Here is a 15,486-nt window from a genome sequence, read left to right on the forward strand (position 1 = left end):
TAAGAGGATTAGTAGGGTAGGCGGCTAGAGATAGAATCTAAACGAACTCTATAGTTATTACCTTCTTGATCTTCGGCAATCAGAAACTCCCCCTCCGGAGTATATTCGAGATCAAGAAAGCGTAAGCGCTGGCTAAATGCGGTATCATCTTCTTTCCATTCAACAAGATGGATGGCGTTGCGCATACAGGCTAATTCGTAGCCGTCATGAATTTCGCAATTGATAGGTTGATACGCTTGCTTGTCAGCCATGGCCTAAACCCACTATTTATTATTTTCTACAGAATACTGTTTGCTCGCTGTAAATAACAGGCTGTTAAGGGGAAAGCATTGGATCTGGATAAACGTCATCTACTTAAACTGGCTAATATGAAGATGCCATTTGGTAAGTATCAAGGGCGAGTACTGCTTGATCTTCCCGAAGAGTACCTGCTTTGGTTTGCCAAGAAAGGTTTTCCAAATGGGGAACTTGGCTCGTTGTTAGAACTGATGCTAGAGATTCGTATTAATGGCTTAGAATCGGTATTGCAGCCTTTACGAAACACCCGTTATTCCTAACTCGCTTTTTTACTTTCAATCCATTCTACAATCCATCCCAATATAGCCTCGAGCGACTATTATTTAGTTAACCTCAATAGGCTTAAGGATGGATTCATGCCCAAACAATTATCATCTTTTTTATTCGCATGTTGGATAGCACTGTTCAGCTTTAATGCTTACTCAGCCTCCAATGCTGAAATCAACGCTAAGACCACAGAAGCCTTACAAAGATTTTATCAACACAGCTCGGCTGGACAGGCATTAGTCCAGCAAGCCAAAGGGATCTTAGTTTTCCCTGAGGTTTATAAAGCGGGTATAGGCATCGGTGGTGAATACGGTGAAGGTAAGCTTTTAGAAAAAGGTAAAACAACGGGTTATTACACCATTACTGCGGCATCGATTGGCTTTCAATTAGGCGCTCAAATTAAGTCAGAGATAATCCTGTTTATGACTGATGAAGCTTTAAAGCAGTTTAAGCGTAGCGATGGTTGGGAAGCGGGTGTCGATGGCAGTGTTGCTGTTGTAACAGTAGGCGCGGGTGGTGAGATTGATACCAGCACGATTAAAGATCCGATTATTGGGTTTATCTTTTCTAATAAGGGGTTGATGTATAACCTGTCCTTAGAAGGCTCGAAAATTAGCAGGAAGAGATGATGAAGAAATTGATTTTAGCACTTTGTATGAGTGGATTAGCTTTAAATACTTACGCAGCCAAACCTGAGTGGGCAGGGCAAGGCGCGGATAAACATCAAGCTAAAAAAGAGGCCAAGCAAGCGGCTAAAAGCTATAAAAACAAAGATAAGGATGACGAAAAAGAGCAATCCATCGTAAGTGATACTAAATCCATTTTGGATGATCTCTTTTCTGATAAAGAGAAAGAGACCATCAAGGATTATTACAACGAAAATGCCAAATCAGGAACAGGTAAATACAAAGGCAAGATGAAGGAACTGCCTAAAGGTTTACAGAAAAAGTTAGAACGTGGCGGTGAACTCCCTCCTGGTTGGCAAAAGAAAGTAGCCCGTGGCGAAGTGCTAGATAAAGACTTACGAGATAACGCTGAATATCTGCCTGACGATCTTTTATCTCGTTTACCAAAAGGGAATGCGGCGACTGAAATTATCAAACTAAAAGATAAAGTCATTAAAGTGGGCAAAGGTGAAGGCACAGTAGTCGACATCATTGATATTGCTGATATCCTAACGGGCGGCAGTGCTAAGTAAGCACTGTTCGACCTGAGCGATATGAGTAGATAAAGAATGACCCCAGCGATCAATGCAGCCAAAAAAGCTAAAGTAGCCTATCACGTTCACGAATATGATCATGATCCGAGTGCTGAATCCTACGGCGAAGAAGCTGCGCAAGCGCTGGGTTTAGATCCTGCTCAAGTATTCAAAACCCTCCTAGTCGCGATCGGTGGCGACAACAAAAAGCTGGCTGTTGGCGTTGTACCTGTGTCTGGTCAGTTAGATCTAAAAGCAATGGCTATGGCACTAAAAGCAAAGAAAGTCACTATGGCAAACCCGCAAGATGCCGAGCGTGCAACGGGGTATGTCGTGGGTGGCATCAGCCCATTAGGCCAAAAGAAACGTTTACCGCTGATTCTGGATGAAAGTGCAGATAACTTTGAAACCATCTGTATGAGTGCAGGCCGTCGTGGTTTAGAGATCGAGATGTCAGCAGAGGATTTGCTTAAGCTAACGTCAGGAAAAATGGCAGCTATTGGGCGATGAGAGCCTGTTTCTACTAGTTATACAATCCAAAACACAGCTTACCCGTATACATAAGTAATCATTACTGATGTAAATGGAGTATCAAGTTGACTGTTCAAAACTTTCTTTTCCGCTTATTTCTTATTGGACCTCTATTTCTAACGGGGTGTTCCTCTATCAATATTGAGGAATACAAGGATAAATCCCCTGAGTTAGTGTTAGAGGAGTTCTTTGATGGTGATCTAACTGCCCATGGTGTGGTCAAAGATTGGTCTGGAAAAGTGATTCGCCATTTCAATGCCGACATCAAAGCTTATTGGCGAGAGGGTGTTGGTGTATTGGAAGAAGATTTTGTTTTTGATGATGGTGAAAAACAACGCCGGGTTTGGACGCTAACCCCTGATGGTTCGGGCAACTATATTGCTGAGGCGAATGATGTGGTTGGGCCAGCAAATGCTCTGGTCAGTGGCAATGCGTTGTTTATGCAGTATGTTCTTAGAGCGCCTTATAAAGATGGAACTATCGATCTAACTATAGATGACAGAATGTATCTGGTATCACCTTCCGTGATTGTGAACGAGTCAAAGATGAAGAAATTTGGAGTTTCGGTTGGGCAGGTGCTACTAACGATTGTTAAAAAATAGGCTGGCTTTGTTTTTTGCATTGGGAAGATCGGGGCGAATACATAATGCTTGCCCCGATACCTATGGTTTTTTATCTTAAAAACGGCTGCTAAAGGCGAACTACTTTTTAAGGTACGCTGGTGAAACTTCTTCTGAGCGGTGAGTAAATTTCCCTTTTGTACACACAGCTAATGCGTTGTTAAACCGTTCCAAAAAGCCTGGGTTGTGCCTTAGGAAATGATGACCAAAATAGACACCTAAGTTATGGCTGTGAATCACTGTTCTTTTGGTCATAGACCTCTGTTTGTCAGTCATCGCATGATCCATCGCTTGCTCATTCATTAGAAACGCATCTATCCGTTTATGTATAAGCATGGAGAGCAGTTGTTCACTGTTCGTGGGTGGGTTTCCGGTAACTTTATAACCATTGCTCTGCAGCCAGCTGTGCATGTTTGATCCCAAAAAGCTGGTGGTTACAGCTTTCTGTTTAAACTCTTCAGATTCAGGGTCAAAAGGGGAATCCTTCAGTTGGAAGAACGTCCAGTTCTGGGTTTCTATGGCACCTGAATGTGTTGCATAACTATCACGACTTTTTTTATGGGATGCTGAAAAGAAACCGTCAGCTTTACCTTGTTTTGTAAGCAGTTTTGCTCGATTGAAAGGCCTTGCGTGTATAGCGACTTTTTCAGGCATTGCTTCAAAAGCACAACGGATATTTTCTACTGACGTGCCGGTAATCTTGTCGTCAATTATCTCCGTATAGGGAGGGTAGGGCATCGTTAATAAATGTACTGAATCGGAATCGAATTGTTCACCCTCAACCGCGTCCATGTTTATATCGTCTTGTGCAAAGGCTGGAAGGCTTAATGTGCAGATTAATAAACACGCTTTTACTCGCATATACATACCTATCTATTCGATATGACAACTGATCAAATATGAGTCGTAACTGACTAAAGTCACTTACGACCTCTATGTGAATCCAGTAATAAAATATAGTTGAGAATTTTGAGGTTTGTAGAATTTGAACATCTTCTACTAAGCAATCAAACCTATTAGGGTAGATCTAGAAATCACTGACTTTTACATGGTTGGGCATCTACGTTATTTTGAAGGTCGTGTTTTAAATAGCCCAAAGGAAAGGGATAGATGAGTAAGTCTGTGAATAATCTAGAGTCGGACAAGTTTTGGGATGGCGTTGCTATAAAGTATTCGCAGAAAGCGGTTCCGAATGAAGCGATGTATCAAAAGAAATTAAAGGAAACGCAAAGTTACTTTTCTTCTGATATGCGTGTGGTTGAGTTTGGCTGTGGTACAGGTACGACTGCTATCCATCATGCACCATTTGTTGGGCATATTGATGCTATAGATATCTCCGAGAATATGTTGGAGATTGGGAGAGAAAGGGCGTATCAAGCAGGTGTCGAGAATGTCGATTTCCATCTAGGGACATTGCATGATTTTAATGCTCAGGCTGAAAGCGTTGATGCAGTTTTAGGCTTAAATGTGATTCATTTGATTCCCAACTGGCAAGCGGTGATTGCTGAAGCTGCTAGAGTCTTAAAACCCGGTGGCGTCTTTGTGAGTAGTACCGGGTGTCTGGGCGGTTCTTACATGCGCTTTCTTAAACTGATTGTGCCTGTGGGTAAGTGTTTTGGCTTAATGCCTGACCTCTTAGTAATCAAGGAAGAGGAATTGGCTGATGAGATTAAAGCCGCTGGCTTTAGTATTGAGAGCCAGTGGCATTATGGCCATAAAGATATGGAAGTGTTTATCATCGCGCGCAAGAATGCTCTTTAATCTATTAATCAAAGAGTATTCCTTGTTTGATTAAACTTTGTAATCCGCAGCTTCTAAACCGTGTTTTTTCAAGAGCTTGTAGAGATCTGTACGGTTTCTTCCCGCTATTTTTGCTGCTTGGGAAACATTGCCTTCGGTAATCTGTAATACCTTTCTGAGGTAGCGTTTTTCAAAATCAGCACGGGCGTCGTTAAAGTTCTGGATCACCTGATCCTGATTGACCAAAGCTCGATTAACGGCGCTATCAGATATGACCGGTGTTGTGCTTAATGCCGTTACTTTCTCGATAACATTCTCTAATTGGCGGACATTACCGGGCCACGCCGATTGAGCTAGAACCTGAAGCGCATCTGAGGAGATATTCTTTACCTTGGGGTTATGCTTCGCTGCTGCTTGTTCAACAAAGTGGCGTGCTAGAGGTGGAATATCTTCAGGTCGTTCTGCAAGCGGTGGTAAGTGAAGATTCACTACGTTAAGGCGATAGAACAGATCCTCACGGAACTGTTGCTCTTGCATCGCCACTTCCAGGTCACGGTGAGTGGCAGAGATTACGCGTACATCGACAGGAATAGTGTCGGTAGAACCCACAGGTCGGATTTGTCTTTCTTGTAGAACGCGCAAGAGCTTAACTTGAAGAGATAGCGGCATATCGCCAATCTCATCCAGAAACAAAGTTCCGCCGTTGGCTGCTTGGAAAAGCCCTTCGTGCTTGCTGACAGCTCCAGTGAAGGCGCCTTTGGCGTGACCAAACAGTTCGGATTCCAAAAGTTGTTCTGGCAATGCGCCACAGTTAATCGCAATAAACGGTTTTTTATGGCGAGGGCTTGCTTGATGGATAGCGTTGGCTAATAGCTCTTTACCACTACCGCTAGGACCTGTTACGAGCACACTAACATCGGAGCCTGCGATCTGTTCTGCTTCCTGAAGTAAGCTCTCCATAATCGGGCTGCGGCAGATAATGTTTTTACGCCATGTACTATCGGATCTACTCGTACCCGCAAGGGCTGCATTAATTGTTTCTAAGAGCTGGTCTCGGTCGATAGGTTTGGTAAGAAAGCCAAATACGCCTTGTTGAGTTGCCGTTACTGCTTCTGGGATCGATCCGTGAGCAGTAATGATGATGACTGGTAACTGTGGATAGCGTTGTTGCAGTTGCTGGAAAAGGGCAAGGCCATCCATACCTTCCATGCGAAGATCAGTGATGACTAGATCTATCTGGTCATCGAGGATCTCGAGAGCTTGTTCAGCGCTCTCTGCACAACTGATTTTAAATCCGCTGGCTTCTAAGCGCATTGAAAGTAGTTTTAGTAGAGAAACATCATCATCTACCAATAAAATATGAGGAGTCATTCCTGTACCTCACGCTCATTGTTTAGATCGGTTTCAATTTGGGTGAGCGCATCGATTTTAATTTGCAGGTTTCGATTCTCTTCTAACAAATTATCCTGCTCTGCTCGCATCCATAACAATGCAGTTGCGAACTGGTTACGAATATCTAAGTAACGATCTCCAGGGCAGGATGGATGAGGGTAGAGCACAATTTTAGAGAAATTACGTTTGGCTTGCTGTAATTGCTCTGTTGAAGAAAGCGGTGTTGATAGAAGTAGAGCTAATAGGGCGCTGTCTTTACTGCGAATAGCTCGCTGCATGATGCTGCTGCGCTGATCAGGCTTTTGTAAAAAGCGGCTTTCAATTCCTTGTAACTGGTCAAGTCGTGATTCATTGATGCGACAGATTGGCTTCTCTGTTACTTCTGGTTTAGGCATAGGTGATTTTGTCGGTACAAATTCGCACCCTTGTAGAAACAGTAACAAGATGAGTGGAGCGTATTTAATCATGGGTATTAAGCTCTTTAACTGGCAGGCTGACGCGGAAGCTGACAAAGCTATCCAGATTGCTATGTAATGTGACGTGGGCACCTAATGAGTCAGCGGCATCTCTAACAATACTCAATCCGATACCGGAGCCTTTAACAGGCCCAATGCGTCGATTTTGGCCTTGGTAGAACGGTGTAAAAAGGTGCGGAATATCTTCATCTGGAATGATGGGACCGTCGTTACCCACTTCTATTACCAGATGGTCTGCGTGTACGTTGGTGCTAACAAGTAAGCGACCACTGGAGCTTCCATAGAGTGCCGCGTTAGATATCAGGTTACCGATAATCCGGATAAGCATTGCTCGGTCAGTAAACCATTCGATATCTTCTTGAGGCAGCTGTACCTGCATCTTTTTTTGTTCGAGCAATAGCTTATAAGGTTCAATCGCTTCGTTAATAACCGGCAATACATGTACTTGATGGAAGTTAACCGGTTCATTCTGATTTAATCGGCTGTAGTCTAAGAGTTGCTCAATCAAAGACTGCAATTGACGAGAGTTAGTCTGCAGTAGATTAGCCACTTCAAGCTGGCTGGTATTAAGCTCGCCAATAACCTGTTCTGCTAGAAGGTCAGATCCTTCACGCAGTGTGGTCAATGGGGTTTTTAATTCGTGTGACATATGGCGTAAAAAACGCTGCTTCTCGTTTTCTACTTCGGCTAGTTGTTCTGTTAACCAATCAAGTTGTCGATCTAACTCAACTAACTCATCCGGTCCGCCGACTTTGGCGCCGATATATTCTTCGCCGGTACCTAATGCTTGTAAACGCGCAGCGATCCGGTTAACTGGACGGATAATTTTAAAACTGAAAAATAGGATTAACAGGGCTTCTAAGCCGAGGAGAACAATTGCCAAGGTACTTAATTTAGTTTGCGTAGTTTGTGCGGTTTCGTTGAGCGCTTGTAAGCGTTGATCTAAAACTAGGTCAATCTGCTCGTTAACGGCTCGCGTGAGGCTGAATAGTGAATTAGCCTCTATAGGGTGAGCGCGTTCAATGCCTTCGAGTAATTCAGTGATCTCGTTAGCTTTATTCTGCTCATTAAGCAGGAAGCTGTGGATCATCAGTGCTTGCCTGTATTCCGACAAATATTGATTTAAGCGTTCTTGAATTTCAGGCTTTGCCAGTATCTGGTATTGCCTTGCAGAGCGAGTGATATCTTCGGCTAATCGTTCGAGCTGTTGGCCTCTGCGCGTAACTTCTAGAGCTTGTTGTGCGAGCACACGGCCTTGCGCCGACTGTTCTACAAGAGCATCAGTAGCGTAAAAAATGAGGATGCCGAAAGGTGTCACGACAACCAAAAAGGATAGAAGTACCAGCTGCTTCAATGAGCTGAGCCGCCAAGGTTGGCGAGTCGATTTGGCCATTAAACAATCATAGTTAAACAAGTGTATGAGTATTATCCATCAATTACGCCTTAATTGGGTAGTCTCCATTCATTCTGAATCGATGGGTTAGGTTTATAGGGCTGGCCGGGATCATCCTGATCACCGGCCGTGTCAAAACAGAGCTGGCGGCTATGTTTGTGGACATGGATGCTCTGAATCAACTTGTTACCTGCTGGTATTCGACTAACTGAACTGAGGCTGTCTCGGAATCAGTGGGGCTAGTCTTATACCAACAAGTGAACCCTTTTAAACGAATAGTTTCTTAGAAGCTACGTAAGACGGCGTCGCCTTCACTTGTAGTTGAGAAAACTCATCCGGGCTTAGAAAACCATCTTTGTTGGCATCAATTTTATTGAAGCCTTTTACCAACGCCGGAGAAACCTGCGCTTCCTGAGGGCTAACTTTGCCATCTTTGTTTTCATCTAGTTTTTCGAAAATGCTTGTTGCTTTTGGTGCTTCTTGAGTTATCACTTCAGGTTGAACGTCCTTAATAACTTCAGCAGGTTTTGTTTCTTCAGCAAAAGCGATTGTAGAAACACAAAGCATGGACGCTAGAGTAAGTGCTGCAGATTTCATATTTTTCTCCTTAACGAAATAGATCGGGTAATAACATAAATTTTAAATTCGCTAGGGATATATCAAGTGTTGTGCCACTTTTTAAAAGTTTATATAAAACAAATGGTTATGGTGTGTTTTGTGATTTTTGTATTCAGGCAGTAAAAAAAAGATTAGAAAAGGAGTGATATCTGTCGCCAATAAGAGACAGCGGGCTGGTTGTTAATTATTCAAACTTAATAAAATCAAAGAGTTATGTGGTTTCTTTTTAGAGACAGGGGTATATATTATGCAGTGTAGGTGGCTATAAAGTCCCTGAAAGCTACTTAATCGTTTTGTTCAAATCGATGTGTAGAGCGATAGATAAAAAATAGCCAAGAGTGAAAACTCATATTTTTCTTCTATCCTAGATTGGGCTACGTAGTACTACGTACGTCGTCTAAGTAATCTATCTAGTACTTATGCGCATTTATCCCAATATCGGGGTATGACATGCTGTGTAAGACTATAAGAGCTAGCATGGTTATAGCTTTAGACGTGTTAGCTGTGGTCGTAGTTGGGGTGGACAGGAGATTGTTTCAGGTGCGACCACACTTATATGACGGTTTAAAAACGCGGATTATAGAGAGAGGATGATAATAAAAATGTTCAAAATGACTTTTCCTAAGCAGTTAATTACTGCAGCTGCATGTACTGCAGTACTGGCTACGCCAGCAATGGCTGCTGACAAGGTTTACAAACTGAAGCTGGCAGAAACTTGGCCAACTAACTTCCCAGTTTTTGGTGATGCGACTAAAAACATGGCTAAGCTAGCTGAAGAGATGTCCAACGGCCGTCTTAAAATTCAAATCGACTCTAAGAACAAGCACAAAGCACCACTAGGTGTTTTCGATATGGTTCGCTCTGGTCAGTATGATATGGGTCACTCCGCGTCTTACTACTGGAAGGGTAAAGTACCAAATACGCTTTACTTCACGACTATGCCATTTGGTATGACTGCACCTGAGCAGTACGGTTGGTTCTACTACGGTGGTGGTCAGGAACTAATGGATGAGGTTTACGGCAAGTTCAACCTAATGTCCTTCCCTGGTGGTAACACTGGTAACCAGATGGGCGGTTGGTTCCAGAAAGAGATCAACTCTCTGGACGACCTAAAAGGTCTGAAAATGCGTATTCCTGGCTTCGCGGGTGAAGTACTGGCTAAGCTAGGTGCGAAACCAACGAACATTCCAGCAGGAGAGCTGTACACAGCACTTGAGCGTCGTACAATCGATGCATTGGAGTGGGTAGGTCCTTCTCTTGACCTACGTATGGGTTTCCACAAGATCGCTCCTTACTACTACACTGGCTGGCATGAGCCTGCGACTGAACTTCAGTTCTTGATCAACAAGAAGAAGTTTGAGCGTCTACCAGCAGATCTTCAGCAGATCCTTAAAACAGCAATGCGTACTGCAGCGTACGATATGTACATCCAGTCGTACCACTCTTCTGCTGAAAACTGGGCAAGCATGAAAACTGAATTCCCGAACATTCAGGTTAAATCTTTCCCAGCTGAAGTAATCAGCGCAATGCGTAAAGCTAACGATGAGCTACTTGCTGAGAAAGCAGCAGCTGATCCACTAGCTAAGAAAATTCTTGAGTCTCAGTCTGCGTACATGGAAAAAGCACGTGCATGGACAGATATTTCTGACAAAGCTTACCTAAACAGCTTGTCTAAGTAATCGAGTCGTAAGAACCCCCTCGTTGGTGCTCTGGACATTGTCCCGATCTGGGGCACCAACTTCTTAATCTTCTAGGAGAAATCATGTTTCTAGTGAGACTGGAGCAGGTGATCAACAGCTTTTCAGATTTGATGGGCAAGATCTCTGCAGTTCTATTTGTAATCATGCTGTTCAATGTCTTTATCGACGTTGTAATGCGCTATGTCTTTAATGATGTCTCCATCGGGATGCAAGAATTAGAGTGGCACCTATATGCAGCAGTATTTCTATTAGGTGTGTCCTACACGCTACGGGTCGGTGGCCACGTACGTGTTGACCTGATCTACGAACGTTTGTCAGGCAAAACCAAAGCAATGATCGATATGTTGGGTTGTGTATTTTTACTCTTCCCGTTCTGTGCCCTAGTTGGTTGGTACGGTATCGATTTTGCGCGTGAATCATTTGAATTAGGCGAGACCTCGGGCGATCCGGGTGGTCTTCCTTATCGTTGGATTATCAAATCCGTTATCCCTTTTGCTTTCTTTGCCATGTTAATTAGCGGTATCGGTTTGTTCCTTAAATCTTTAAACATCTTCTTGGGCAACACCAAAGAAGATCATTACCAACCACCACAGCACTAAGGGGCGTTTAGTAATGATTGGTATTATTATGTTTGTTGTGGCGCTGTTGATGCTGCTTGTCGGCTTCCCAGTTGCCTTTACCTTTGGTGGTGTAGCGCTGTTCTTTGGTGTTTTTGCTGAAGGCGCTGAAATGTTTGCTTTCATGCCGTTCCGTATTCAGAGCATTATGGAAAACACGGTATTGATGGCGGTTCCTCTATTTATTTTCATGGGTATCGTTTTACAGAAAACTCAGTTGGCTGAGCAGTTGCTTGAGTCCATGGGTAAACTGTTTGGCGGTGTTCGCGGCGGTTTGGCAATCTCTACTGTATTGGTAGGTGCATTGCTAGCGGCTTCTACCGGTGTAGTAGGTGCATCTGTTGTAGCAATGGGTTTGATCTCGCTACCGGTAATGTTGAAGTACAAATACGACAAGTCACTTGCCTGCGGTACGATCTGTGCGTCTGGTACGCTAGGTCAGATTATCCCGCCATCGATCATCCTCATTATCTTGGGTGACGTACTGGGTATCCCTGTTGGTGACTTATTTAAAGCAGCGGTTGGTCCAGGTCTAATGTTGATCGGTATCTACGTTGTTTACATCCTAATCTACAGCTTTCTTAAGCCAGAAGCAGCGCCAGCACTGCCTCTAGATGACGATGTTGATTCTAAGCGCGAGCAATATATCAAAGCGCTTAAAGCGATCATTCCACCACTAGCGCTGATCTTGATTGTATTGGGTTCTATCTTTGCAGGTATTGCGACACCGACAGAATCTTCTGCACTAGGTGGCGTAGGTGCAATCGTATTGGCGGCTATGTACCGTCAGTTCAGCTGGAAGATGGTTCTGGATTCTGCAACTGAGACGGTAAAAGTTACAGCGATGGTATTTGCGATCCTGTTGGGTGCAACAGCCTTCTCAATGGCGTTTACTTACACCGGCGGTGACTACATCGTTGAGGAAGTTCTATCTGATCTACCAGGTGGTGCACAGGGCTTCTTGATCCTATCCATGCTTGCGATCTTGGTTCTAGGTTTCTTTATCGACTTCGTAGAGATCAGTTTCATCATCGTACCGATCTTGGCTCCAGTTGCTGATGCACTGGGTATTGCGCCGGTATGGTTTGCGATCCTAATCGCGATGAACCTACAAACAAGTTTCTTAACTCCGCCATTTGGCTTCAGTCTGTTCTATCTCAAAGGTGTTGCGCCACCTAATGTACAGACAATGGATATCTATAAGGGTGTTATGCCTTTCATCCTGATGCAGGTAGCGGTTGTTATCTCAATCCTAGTATTCCCAGGATTCTATGGTTTGGCGTAAGACGGTTGAGTGGCCGTTATCACTCTTCTCTCTGGGCGGGTAACCGCCCAATTAATGGTTCATTCCCATTTGCCCCGTTTATCGGGGCGCTTTTTTGTCTGGAGTTAGCTGCTTTTATTTAAACCGCTTACTTCAGACAGTGCCTGTGAAAGCCCTAGTTGCGCAATCAGTTCAGCTTGGGCTTTATCCTTTACCAAGATAGATCCCACAAAGGCTAGAGCATTTAGCGAAATACCTTGAAAGGCTTCCTGTTTGCGTGGCACGACCATCATCCACTGTTGAGTGAGTAGAAGGTTGTGTGGTGGCACGGTTTTATCACCCGAGCTTTCTAGAGAAAGTGTTGTGCGCAGTCGATCATACAAATGCTGTAATTGAATTGCTGAATCTTCAGGCGTGTCCCCGTCGAAGAGATTATTTGGCAAAGCTAAGGCGGCATGTTCGAAGGGGAGGGAATCTAACTTCCTTGGTACTTCATCATGAAGTTGCACAAGCTGCGGGCTAAAAGAGATTAGATCAGCAGCGTTGTCACCCAACTGAATTAACTGTAGATGTTTGTGTGGTTGGCTAGCACCGGCTTCGGCAGAGCTATTATAAAAAGCGAGCGCAGGGCCTTGGGCTAAGCATTGATATAAGGCGCTAAAATCATCGAGCGACAGCAGAATGTTCTGTTGCTCAAAGTGATTGGTTACTAATAACAGATGCTGTTCTAAGACGTTAAACTTGTTCAGCAGTAACTTATGATTTTCACCTACAGGGCCAACGTAAAGACTAGGCTCGTGGGGAAGGAAAGGGTCATTATTTGATGTCGCTGAGTTGGCTTTGGCCTTCTCTTTTAAGCTGGATAATTGTCTTAGTTGAAACTGGAGATCGCCTTCTTGAATCTTAAGCGATGAGGTCGTTAGGCTTTTTAACTCGCCGCGGTGAGAAACCGATGTGTAAAGCACTTCAGCCTTGGGCCATAGTGAGAAATCCATGGAGTGTTATACCCCGCATCCTTTATACTGGAACCTTAACTATCAGCCGAAATGATCAGGAAAGCTAGTACCAATGAAACGGGTTACAGCCTCTTTAAAAACCAAAATCTTACTGCTTTCCATCTTGCCTCTGGTGATGGTGACTGTGGCTGTCACTATGATCAGTTTGACGCAAGCGAAGCATCTTTCTGAGCAAGAGATCCATACCTTCGAAGAAAACCTGCTGCGGTCTAAACGCCAAGAACTGCAAAACTACGTAGAGCTGGCGATGAACTCGATTGAGCATATCGTTAAAGATGCACAACCGGGTGATAAAGTTGCTGAAGAAAAAGTTAAAAATATTCTCGATGGCCTTACCTATGGCGAAGATGGGTACTTCTTTGTCTATGATCGTCAGGGCGTTAACTTGGTCCATCCGATCCAGCATGAGCTGATTGGTCAAAACCTGATGGATCTTAAAGATGAAAACGGCAAGATGGTAATCCGTGATCTCATCGAAGTAGCAAAGAATGGCGGCGGCTTTTATCGCTATGTTTGGAAAAAACCTTCTAAAGGTGATCTGGAAGATAAGCTCAGTTATGTGGTCGAAATTTCTAAACTAAATTGGATGATGGGCACCGGTTTATATATCGATGATATAGCCAAAGAAGTTGCCTCAATCCGGCTTAAAGTAACCCGTAATATCCGTAATACCTTCTTTACCGTTGTGGTGATTCTGGCAGGAACCATCATCGTGATTGCGTTGGTTGGCATAGCTATCAACATGCATGCTTCCCAGCTTGCCGACAAACGTTTACGTGAACTTGCCCACAGTTACGTGCAGTTCCAAGTGAGCCAACGTCGTAACTTTGCTCGTGAGCTCCATGATGGCATTAACCAGTTAATGGTATCGGTTAAGTTTAGGTTGGAGCTTGCGAGAGATAAGTTACTCAAACAGGATGAATCGGCCGCCAACGACCTGAATAAAGGCTGTGATGTCTTGAATATGGCGATCCAAGAGGTGCGACGTATCTCCCACGATCTACGTCCTATACAGCTAGATGATCTAGGCTTAGAGTCAGCGCTGCATAGCATGATCGCAGAGTTTTCTGAGCGTACCGGCATACAGACCAATATCCGTTTAGAATTACCAGAACAACGACTACCAGATGATATCGAAATCACCATGTACCGTATCGCCCAAGAAGCACTGACCAATATCGAAAAACATGCAGAGGCTACTCAAGTAGGGCTGCGCATTTGGTCGCGAGAAGGGTATATTTGGGTCGAAGTAACGGACGATGGCAAAGGGTTCTCTCCAGGGAAGACAGCTTCGGGCATCGGCTTACTAAATATGCGAGAACGTACTGAACTGTTAAGTGGACGTTTTGGTGTGAAAAGTAAAATAGGGGCAGGTACGCGGATTCGTGCAGGGTTTACAATTCTTTAACTTGAATACAGTGGATAATATGAAAATACGTGTCGTGTTAGTAGATGATCATCCATTAGTGTTAGATGGCATTAGTGCACGTTTAGAAGGTGAAGAATCACTGGAAGTGGTGGGCATGGCTAATGATGGCAAGCAGGCACTTAAGCTCGCTGCCGAAGTGAAGCCAGACGTCGTGCTTATGGATGTCTCCATGCCTGTGATGAATGGCTTTGAAGCTACCGAACGATTCCGTGAAGAACAGCCTGATATCAAAGTGCTGATCTTAAGCATGCATGATGATCGTGAATACATCGTTAAACTGATCAAATGCGGCGCTGCCGGTTATGTCTTGAAGGACGTTTCTTCAGAAGAACTTATCTCAGCTATCGAAACCATCTACCGCGGCGGCACTTACTTTAGCTCCGGCGCATCTCAAGCACTGTTCAGCCAGTTTGAACAAGCGGTACCTGTCGCAGTTGAAGAAGAACAAGAGCCATTAACGGGTCGTGAAAAAGATGTACTTAAGCTGGTGGCCGAAGGCAACAGCAATAAAGAGATCGCGCGCGAGTTAGATATCTCTGTTCGTACAGTAGAAACTCACCGTCAAAATATCAAAAATAAACTCGATATCCACACTGCAGCGGGCCTAACGCGTTACGCGATAGAGAACAACTTGGTGGATTAGTTTTTAAGGCCATAGAAACTCGATTATCAGACCAACCTTGTCTAGGTTGGTCGAGCTTTCATATAGTTATGACTGGTTAACACTGCCTCCATCGAAAACTTCATATCTAAAATTCTTCCTAAAATAGCGCACATTCTTCTTGTCGCACCAAAACAACGCTGCCTGCAATCTACTTAATTCACCGCGATCTTTTCTAAATTACCGGCAAACCTGCATAACGCCCTGAATTCTTTACAAATTTAACTACTAATGGGCTGGGCGAGACTTGGCATAGATATTGATGCC

The 15,486-nt window shown here is 44.0% G+C and carries 18 protein-coding genes; 11 read left to right on the forward strand and 7 right to left on the reverse strand.

What is annotated here, in order from left to right:
- Window positions 1-8: 8 nt before the first annotated feature.
- Entirely contained in the window at window positions 9-251 is a 243-nt protein-coding gene (locus ACMXYV_RS04540; protein ID WP_415890582.1) for a Rho-binding antiterminator, read from the reverse strand.
- Between the two features lie 78 nt (window positions 252-329).
- On the opposite strand from ACMXYV_RS04540, the gene ACMXYV_RS04545 reads away from it, so the two are divergent.
- The 5 genes from ACMXYV_RS04545 (at window position 330) to ACMXYV_RS04565 (ending at window position 2,895) form a co-directional block, all read left to right on the forward strand.
- On the forward strand, window positions 330-557 hold the full coding sequence (locus ACMXYV_RS04545; protein ID WP_415890583.1) for a DUF3820 family protein: 228 nt from the start codon (window positions 330-332) through the stop codon (window positions 555-557).
- Window positions 558-653: 96 nt separating this feature from the next.
- Entirely contained in the window at window positions 654-1,193 is a 540-nt protein-coding gene (locus tag ACMXYV_RS04550; RefSeq protein WP_415890584.1) for a YSC84-related protein, read from the forward strand.
- The gene (locus ACMXYV_RS04555; RefSeq protein ID WP_415890585.1) at window positions 1,193-1,762 is read left to right on the forward strand and encodes a hypothetical protein; all 570 of its coding nucleotides are present in this window, start codon (window positions 1,193-1,195) and stop codon (window positions 1,760-1,762) included. The genes ACMXYV_RS04550 and ACMXYV_RS04555 overlap by 1 nt, the downstream gene beginning before the upstream one ends.
- Before the next feature lie 36 nt (window positions 1,763-1,798).
- The gene (gene ybaK, locus ACMXYV_RS04560) at window positions 1,799-2,272 is read left to right on the forward strand and encodes a Cys-tRNA(Pro) deacylase (RefSeq protein WP_415890586.1); all 474 of its coding nucleotides are present in this window, start codon (window positions 1,799-1,801) and stop codon (window positions 2,270-2,272) included.
- 86 nt (window positions 2,273-2,358) lie between these two features.
- On the forward strand, window positions 2,359-2,895 hold the full coding sequence (locus ACMXYV_RS04565; protein ID WP_415890587.1) for a DUF3833 domain-containing protein: 537 nt from the start codon (window positions 2,359-2,361) through the stop codon (window positions 2,893-2,895).
- Between the two features lie 99 nt (window positions 2,896-2,994).
- Here the strand turns inward: ACMXYV_RS04565 and ACMXYV_RS04570 are convergent, their stop codons facing one another.
- The gene (locus ACMXYV_RS04570) at window positions 2,995-3,774 is read right to left on the reverse strand and encodes a substrate-binding periplasmic protein (protein WP_415890588.1); all 780 of its coding nucleotides are present in this window, start codon (window positions 3,772-3,774) and stop codon (window positions 2,995-2,997) included.
- 249 nt (window positions 3,775-4,023) lie between these two features.
- On the opposite strand from ACMXYV_RS04570, the gene ACMXYV_RS04575 reads away from it, so the two are divergent.
- On the forward strand, window positions 4,024-4,674 hold the full coding sequence (locus ACMXYV_RS04575; protein ID WP_415890589.1) for a class I SAM-dependent methyltransferase: 651 nt from the start codon (window positions 4,024-4,026) through the stop codon (window positions 4,672-4,674).
- A 30-nt stretch (window positions 4,675-4,704) separates the two neighbouring features.
- Here ACMXYV_RS04575 and ACMXYV_RS04580 read toward each other — a convergent pair whose 3' ends face one another.
- The 4 genes from ACMXYV_RS04580 to ACMXYV_RS04595 form a co-directional block, all read right to left on the reverse strand.
- Window positions 4,705-6,024, reverse strand: coding sequence for a sigma 54-interacting transcriptional regulator (locus ACMXYV_RS04580; protein WP_415890590.1), 1,320 nt, complete (start codon window positions 6,022-6,024; stop codon window positions 4,705-4,707).
- Window positions 6,021-6,512 (reverse strand): hypothetical protein, encoded by a 492-nt coding sequence (locus tag ACMXYV_RS04585; protein WP_415890591.1) that lies wholly within the window; start codon window positions 6,510-6,512, stop codon window positions 6,021-6,023. Before ACMXYV_RS04585 ends, ACMXYV_RS04580 begins: the two co-directional genes overlap by 4 nt.
- Complete coding sequence (locus tag ACMXYV_RS04590; RefSeq protein ID WP_415890592.1) at window positions 6,505-7,914, reverse strand: sensor histidine kinase; 1,410 nt, start codon at window positions 7,912-7,914, stop codon at window positions 6,505-6,507. The genes ACMXYV_RS04585 and ACMXYV_RS04590 overlap by 8 nt, the downstream gene beginning before the upstream one ends.
- Before the next feature lie 267 nt (window positions 7,915-8,181).
- Window positions 8,182-8,511: a hypothetical protein gene (locus ACMXYV_RS04595; RefSeq protein ID WP_415890593.1), complete on the reverse strand. Its 330-nt coding sequence runs from the start codon at window positions 8,509-8,511 to the stop codon at window positions 8,182-8,184.
- A gap of 623 nt (window positions 8,512-9,134) precedes the next feature.
- Here ACMXYV_RS04595 and ACMXYV_RS04600 point away from each other — a divergent pair.
- The 3 genes from ACMXYV_RS04600 to ACMXYV_RS04610 all read left to right on the forward strand — a co-directional run bounded on the left by ACMXYV_RS04600 (window position 9,135) and on the right by ACMXYV_RS04610 (window position 12,134).
- Complete coding sequence (locus ACMXYV_RS04600) at window positions 9,135-10,211, forward strand: TRAP transporter substrate-binding protein (RefSeq protein ID WP_415890594.1); 1,077 nt, start codon at window positions 9,135-9,137, stop codon at window positions 10,209-10,211.
- A gap of 83 nt (window positions 10,212-10,294) precedes the next feature.
- A complete protein-coding gene (locus ACMXYV_RS04605; RefSeq protein ID WP_415883834.1) occupies window positions 10,295-10,831 on the forward strand; it encodes a TRAP transporter small permease subunit in 537 nt (178 codons plus the stop codon).
- Between the two features lie 13 nt (window positions 10,832-10,844).
- Complete coding sequence (locus ACMXYV_RS04610; RefSeq protein ID WP_415890595.1) at window positions 10,845-12,134, forward strand: TRAP transporter large permease; 1,290 nt, start codon at window positions 10,845-10,847, stop codon at window positions 12,132-12,134.
- Window positions 12,135-12,238: 104 nt separating this feature from the next.
- Here ACMXYV_RS04610 and ACMXYV_RS04615 read toward each other — a convergent pair whose 3' ends face one another.
- Window positions 12,239-13,108: a DUF4922 domain-containing protein gene (locus ACMXYV_RS04615; protein ID WP_415890596.1), complete on the reverse strand. Its 870-nt coding sequence runs from the start codon at window positions 13,106-13,108 to the stop codon at window positions 12,239-12,241.
- Window positions 13,109-13,181: 73 nt separating this feature from the next.
- Here ACMXYV_RS04615 and ACMXYV_RS04620 point away from each other — a divergent pair, with 73 nt between their 5' ends.
- Together ACMXYV_RS04620 and ACMXYV_RS04625 are read left to right on the forward strand one after the other, a co-directional pair.
- Window positions 13,182-14,537, forward strand: a complete 1,356-nt coding sequence (locus tag ACMXYV_RS04620; protein WP_415890597.1) for a cache domain-containing protein — start codon at window positions 13,182-13,184, stop codon at window positions 14,535-14,537.
- Between the two features lie 19 nt (window positions 14,538-14,556).
- Window positions 14,557-15,201, forward strand: coding sequence for a response regulator (locus ACMXYV_RS04625; protein WP_415890598.1), 645 nt, complete (start codon window positions 14,557-14,559; stop codon window positions 15,199-15,201).
- The last annotated feature ends 285 nt before the right edge of the window (window positions 15,202-15,486 follow it).

The sequence above is a fragment of the Neptuniibacter sp. SY11_33 genome (assembly GCF_047778025.1).
Taxonomy (GTDB): Bacteria; Pseudomonadota; Gammaproteobacteria; order Pseudomonadales; family Balneatricaceae; genus Neptuniibacter.

Excerpts from the sequence above, each read along its gene's own strand:
- ACMXYV_RS04540 (WP_415890582.1), bottom strand. The coding sequence starts at position 251 with ATGGCTGACAAGCAAGCGTATCAACCTATCAATTGCGAAATTCATGAC.
- ACMXYV_RS04550 (WP_415890584.1), top strand. The coding sequence starts at position 654 with ATGCCCAAACAATTATCATCTTTTTTATTCGCATGTTGGATAGCACTG.
- ACMXYV_RS04555 (WP_415890585.1), top strand. The coding sequence starts at position 1,193 with ATGAAGAAATTGATTTTAGCACTTTGTATGAGTGGATTAGCTTTAAAT.
- ybaK (WP_415890586.1), top strand. The coding sequence starts at position 1,799 with ATGACCCCAGCGATCAATGCAGCCAAAAAAGCTAAAGTAGCCTATCAC.
- ACMXYV_RS04570 (WP_415890588.1), bottom strand. The coding sequence starts at position 3,774 with ATGCGAGTAAAAGCGTGTTTATTAATCTGCACATTAAGCCTTCCAGCC.
- ACMXYV_RS04575 (WP_415890589.1), top strand. The coding sequence starts at position 4,024 with ATGAGTAAGTCTGTGAATAATCTAGAGTCGGACAAGTTTTGGGATGGC.
- ACMXYV_RS04580 (WP_415890590.1), bottom strand. The coding sequence starts at position 6,024 with ATGACTCCTCATATTTTATTGGTAGATGATGATGTTTCTCTACTAAAA.
- ACMXYV_RS04585 (WP_415890591.1), bottom strand. The coding sequence starts at position 6,512 with ATGATTAAATACGCTCCACTCATCTTGTTACTGTTTCTACAAGGGTGC.
- ACMXYV_RS04590 (WP_415890592.1), bottom strand. The coding sequence starts at position 7,914 with ATGGCCAAATCGACTCGCCAACCTTGGCGGCTCAGCTCATTGAAGCAG.
- ACMXYV_RS04595 (WP_415890593.1), bottom strand. The coding sequence starts at position 8,511 with ATGAAATCTGCAGCACTTACTCTAGCGTCCATGCTTTGTGTTTCTACA.
- ACMXYV_RS04600 (WP_415890594.1), top strand. The coding sequence starts at position 9,135 with ATGTTCAAAATGACTTTTCCTAAGCAGTTAATTACTGCAGCTGCATGT.
- ACMXYV_RS04605 (WP_415883834.1), top strand. The coding sequence starts at position 10,295 with ATGTTTCTAGTGAGACTGGAGCAGGTGATCAACAGCTTTTCAGATTTG.
- ACMXYV_RS04610 (WP_415890595.1), top strand. The coding sequence starts at position 10,845 with ATGATTGGTATTATTATGTTTGTTGTGGCGCTGTTGATGCTGCTTGTC.
- ACMXYV_RS04615 (WP_415890596.1), bottom strand. The coding sequence starts at position 13,108 with ATGGATTTCTCACTATGGCCCAAGGCTGAAGTGCTTTACACATCGGTT.
- ACMXYV_RS04620 (WP_415890597.1), top strand. The coding sequence starts at position 13,182 with ATGAAACGGGTTACAGCCTCTTTAAAAACCAAAATCTTACTGCTTTCC.
- ACMXYV_RS04625 (WP_415890598.1), top strand. The coding sequence starts at position 14,557 with ATGAAAATACGTGTCGTGTTAGTAGATGATCATCCATTAGTGTTAGAT.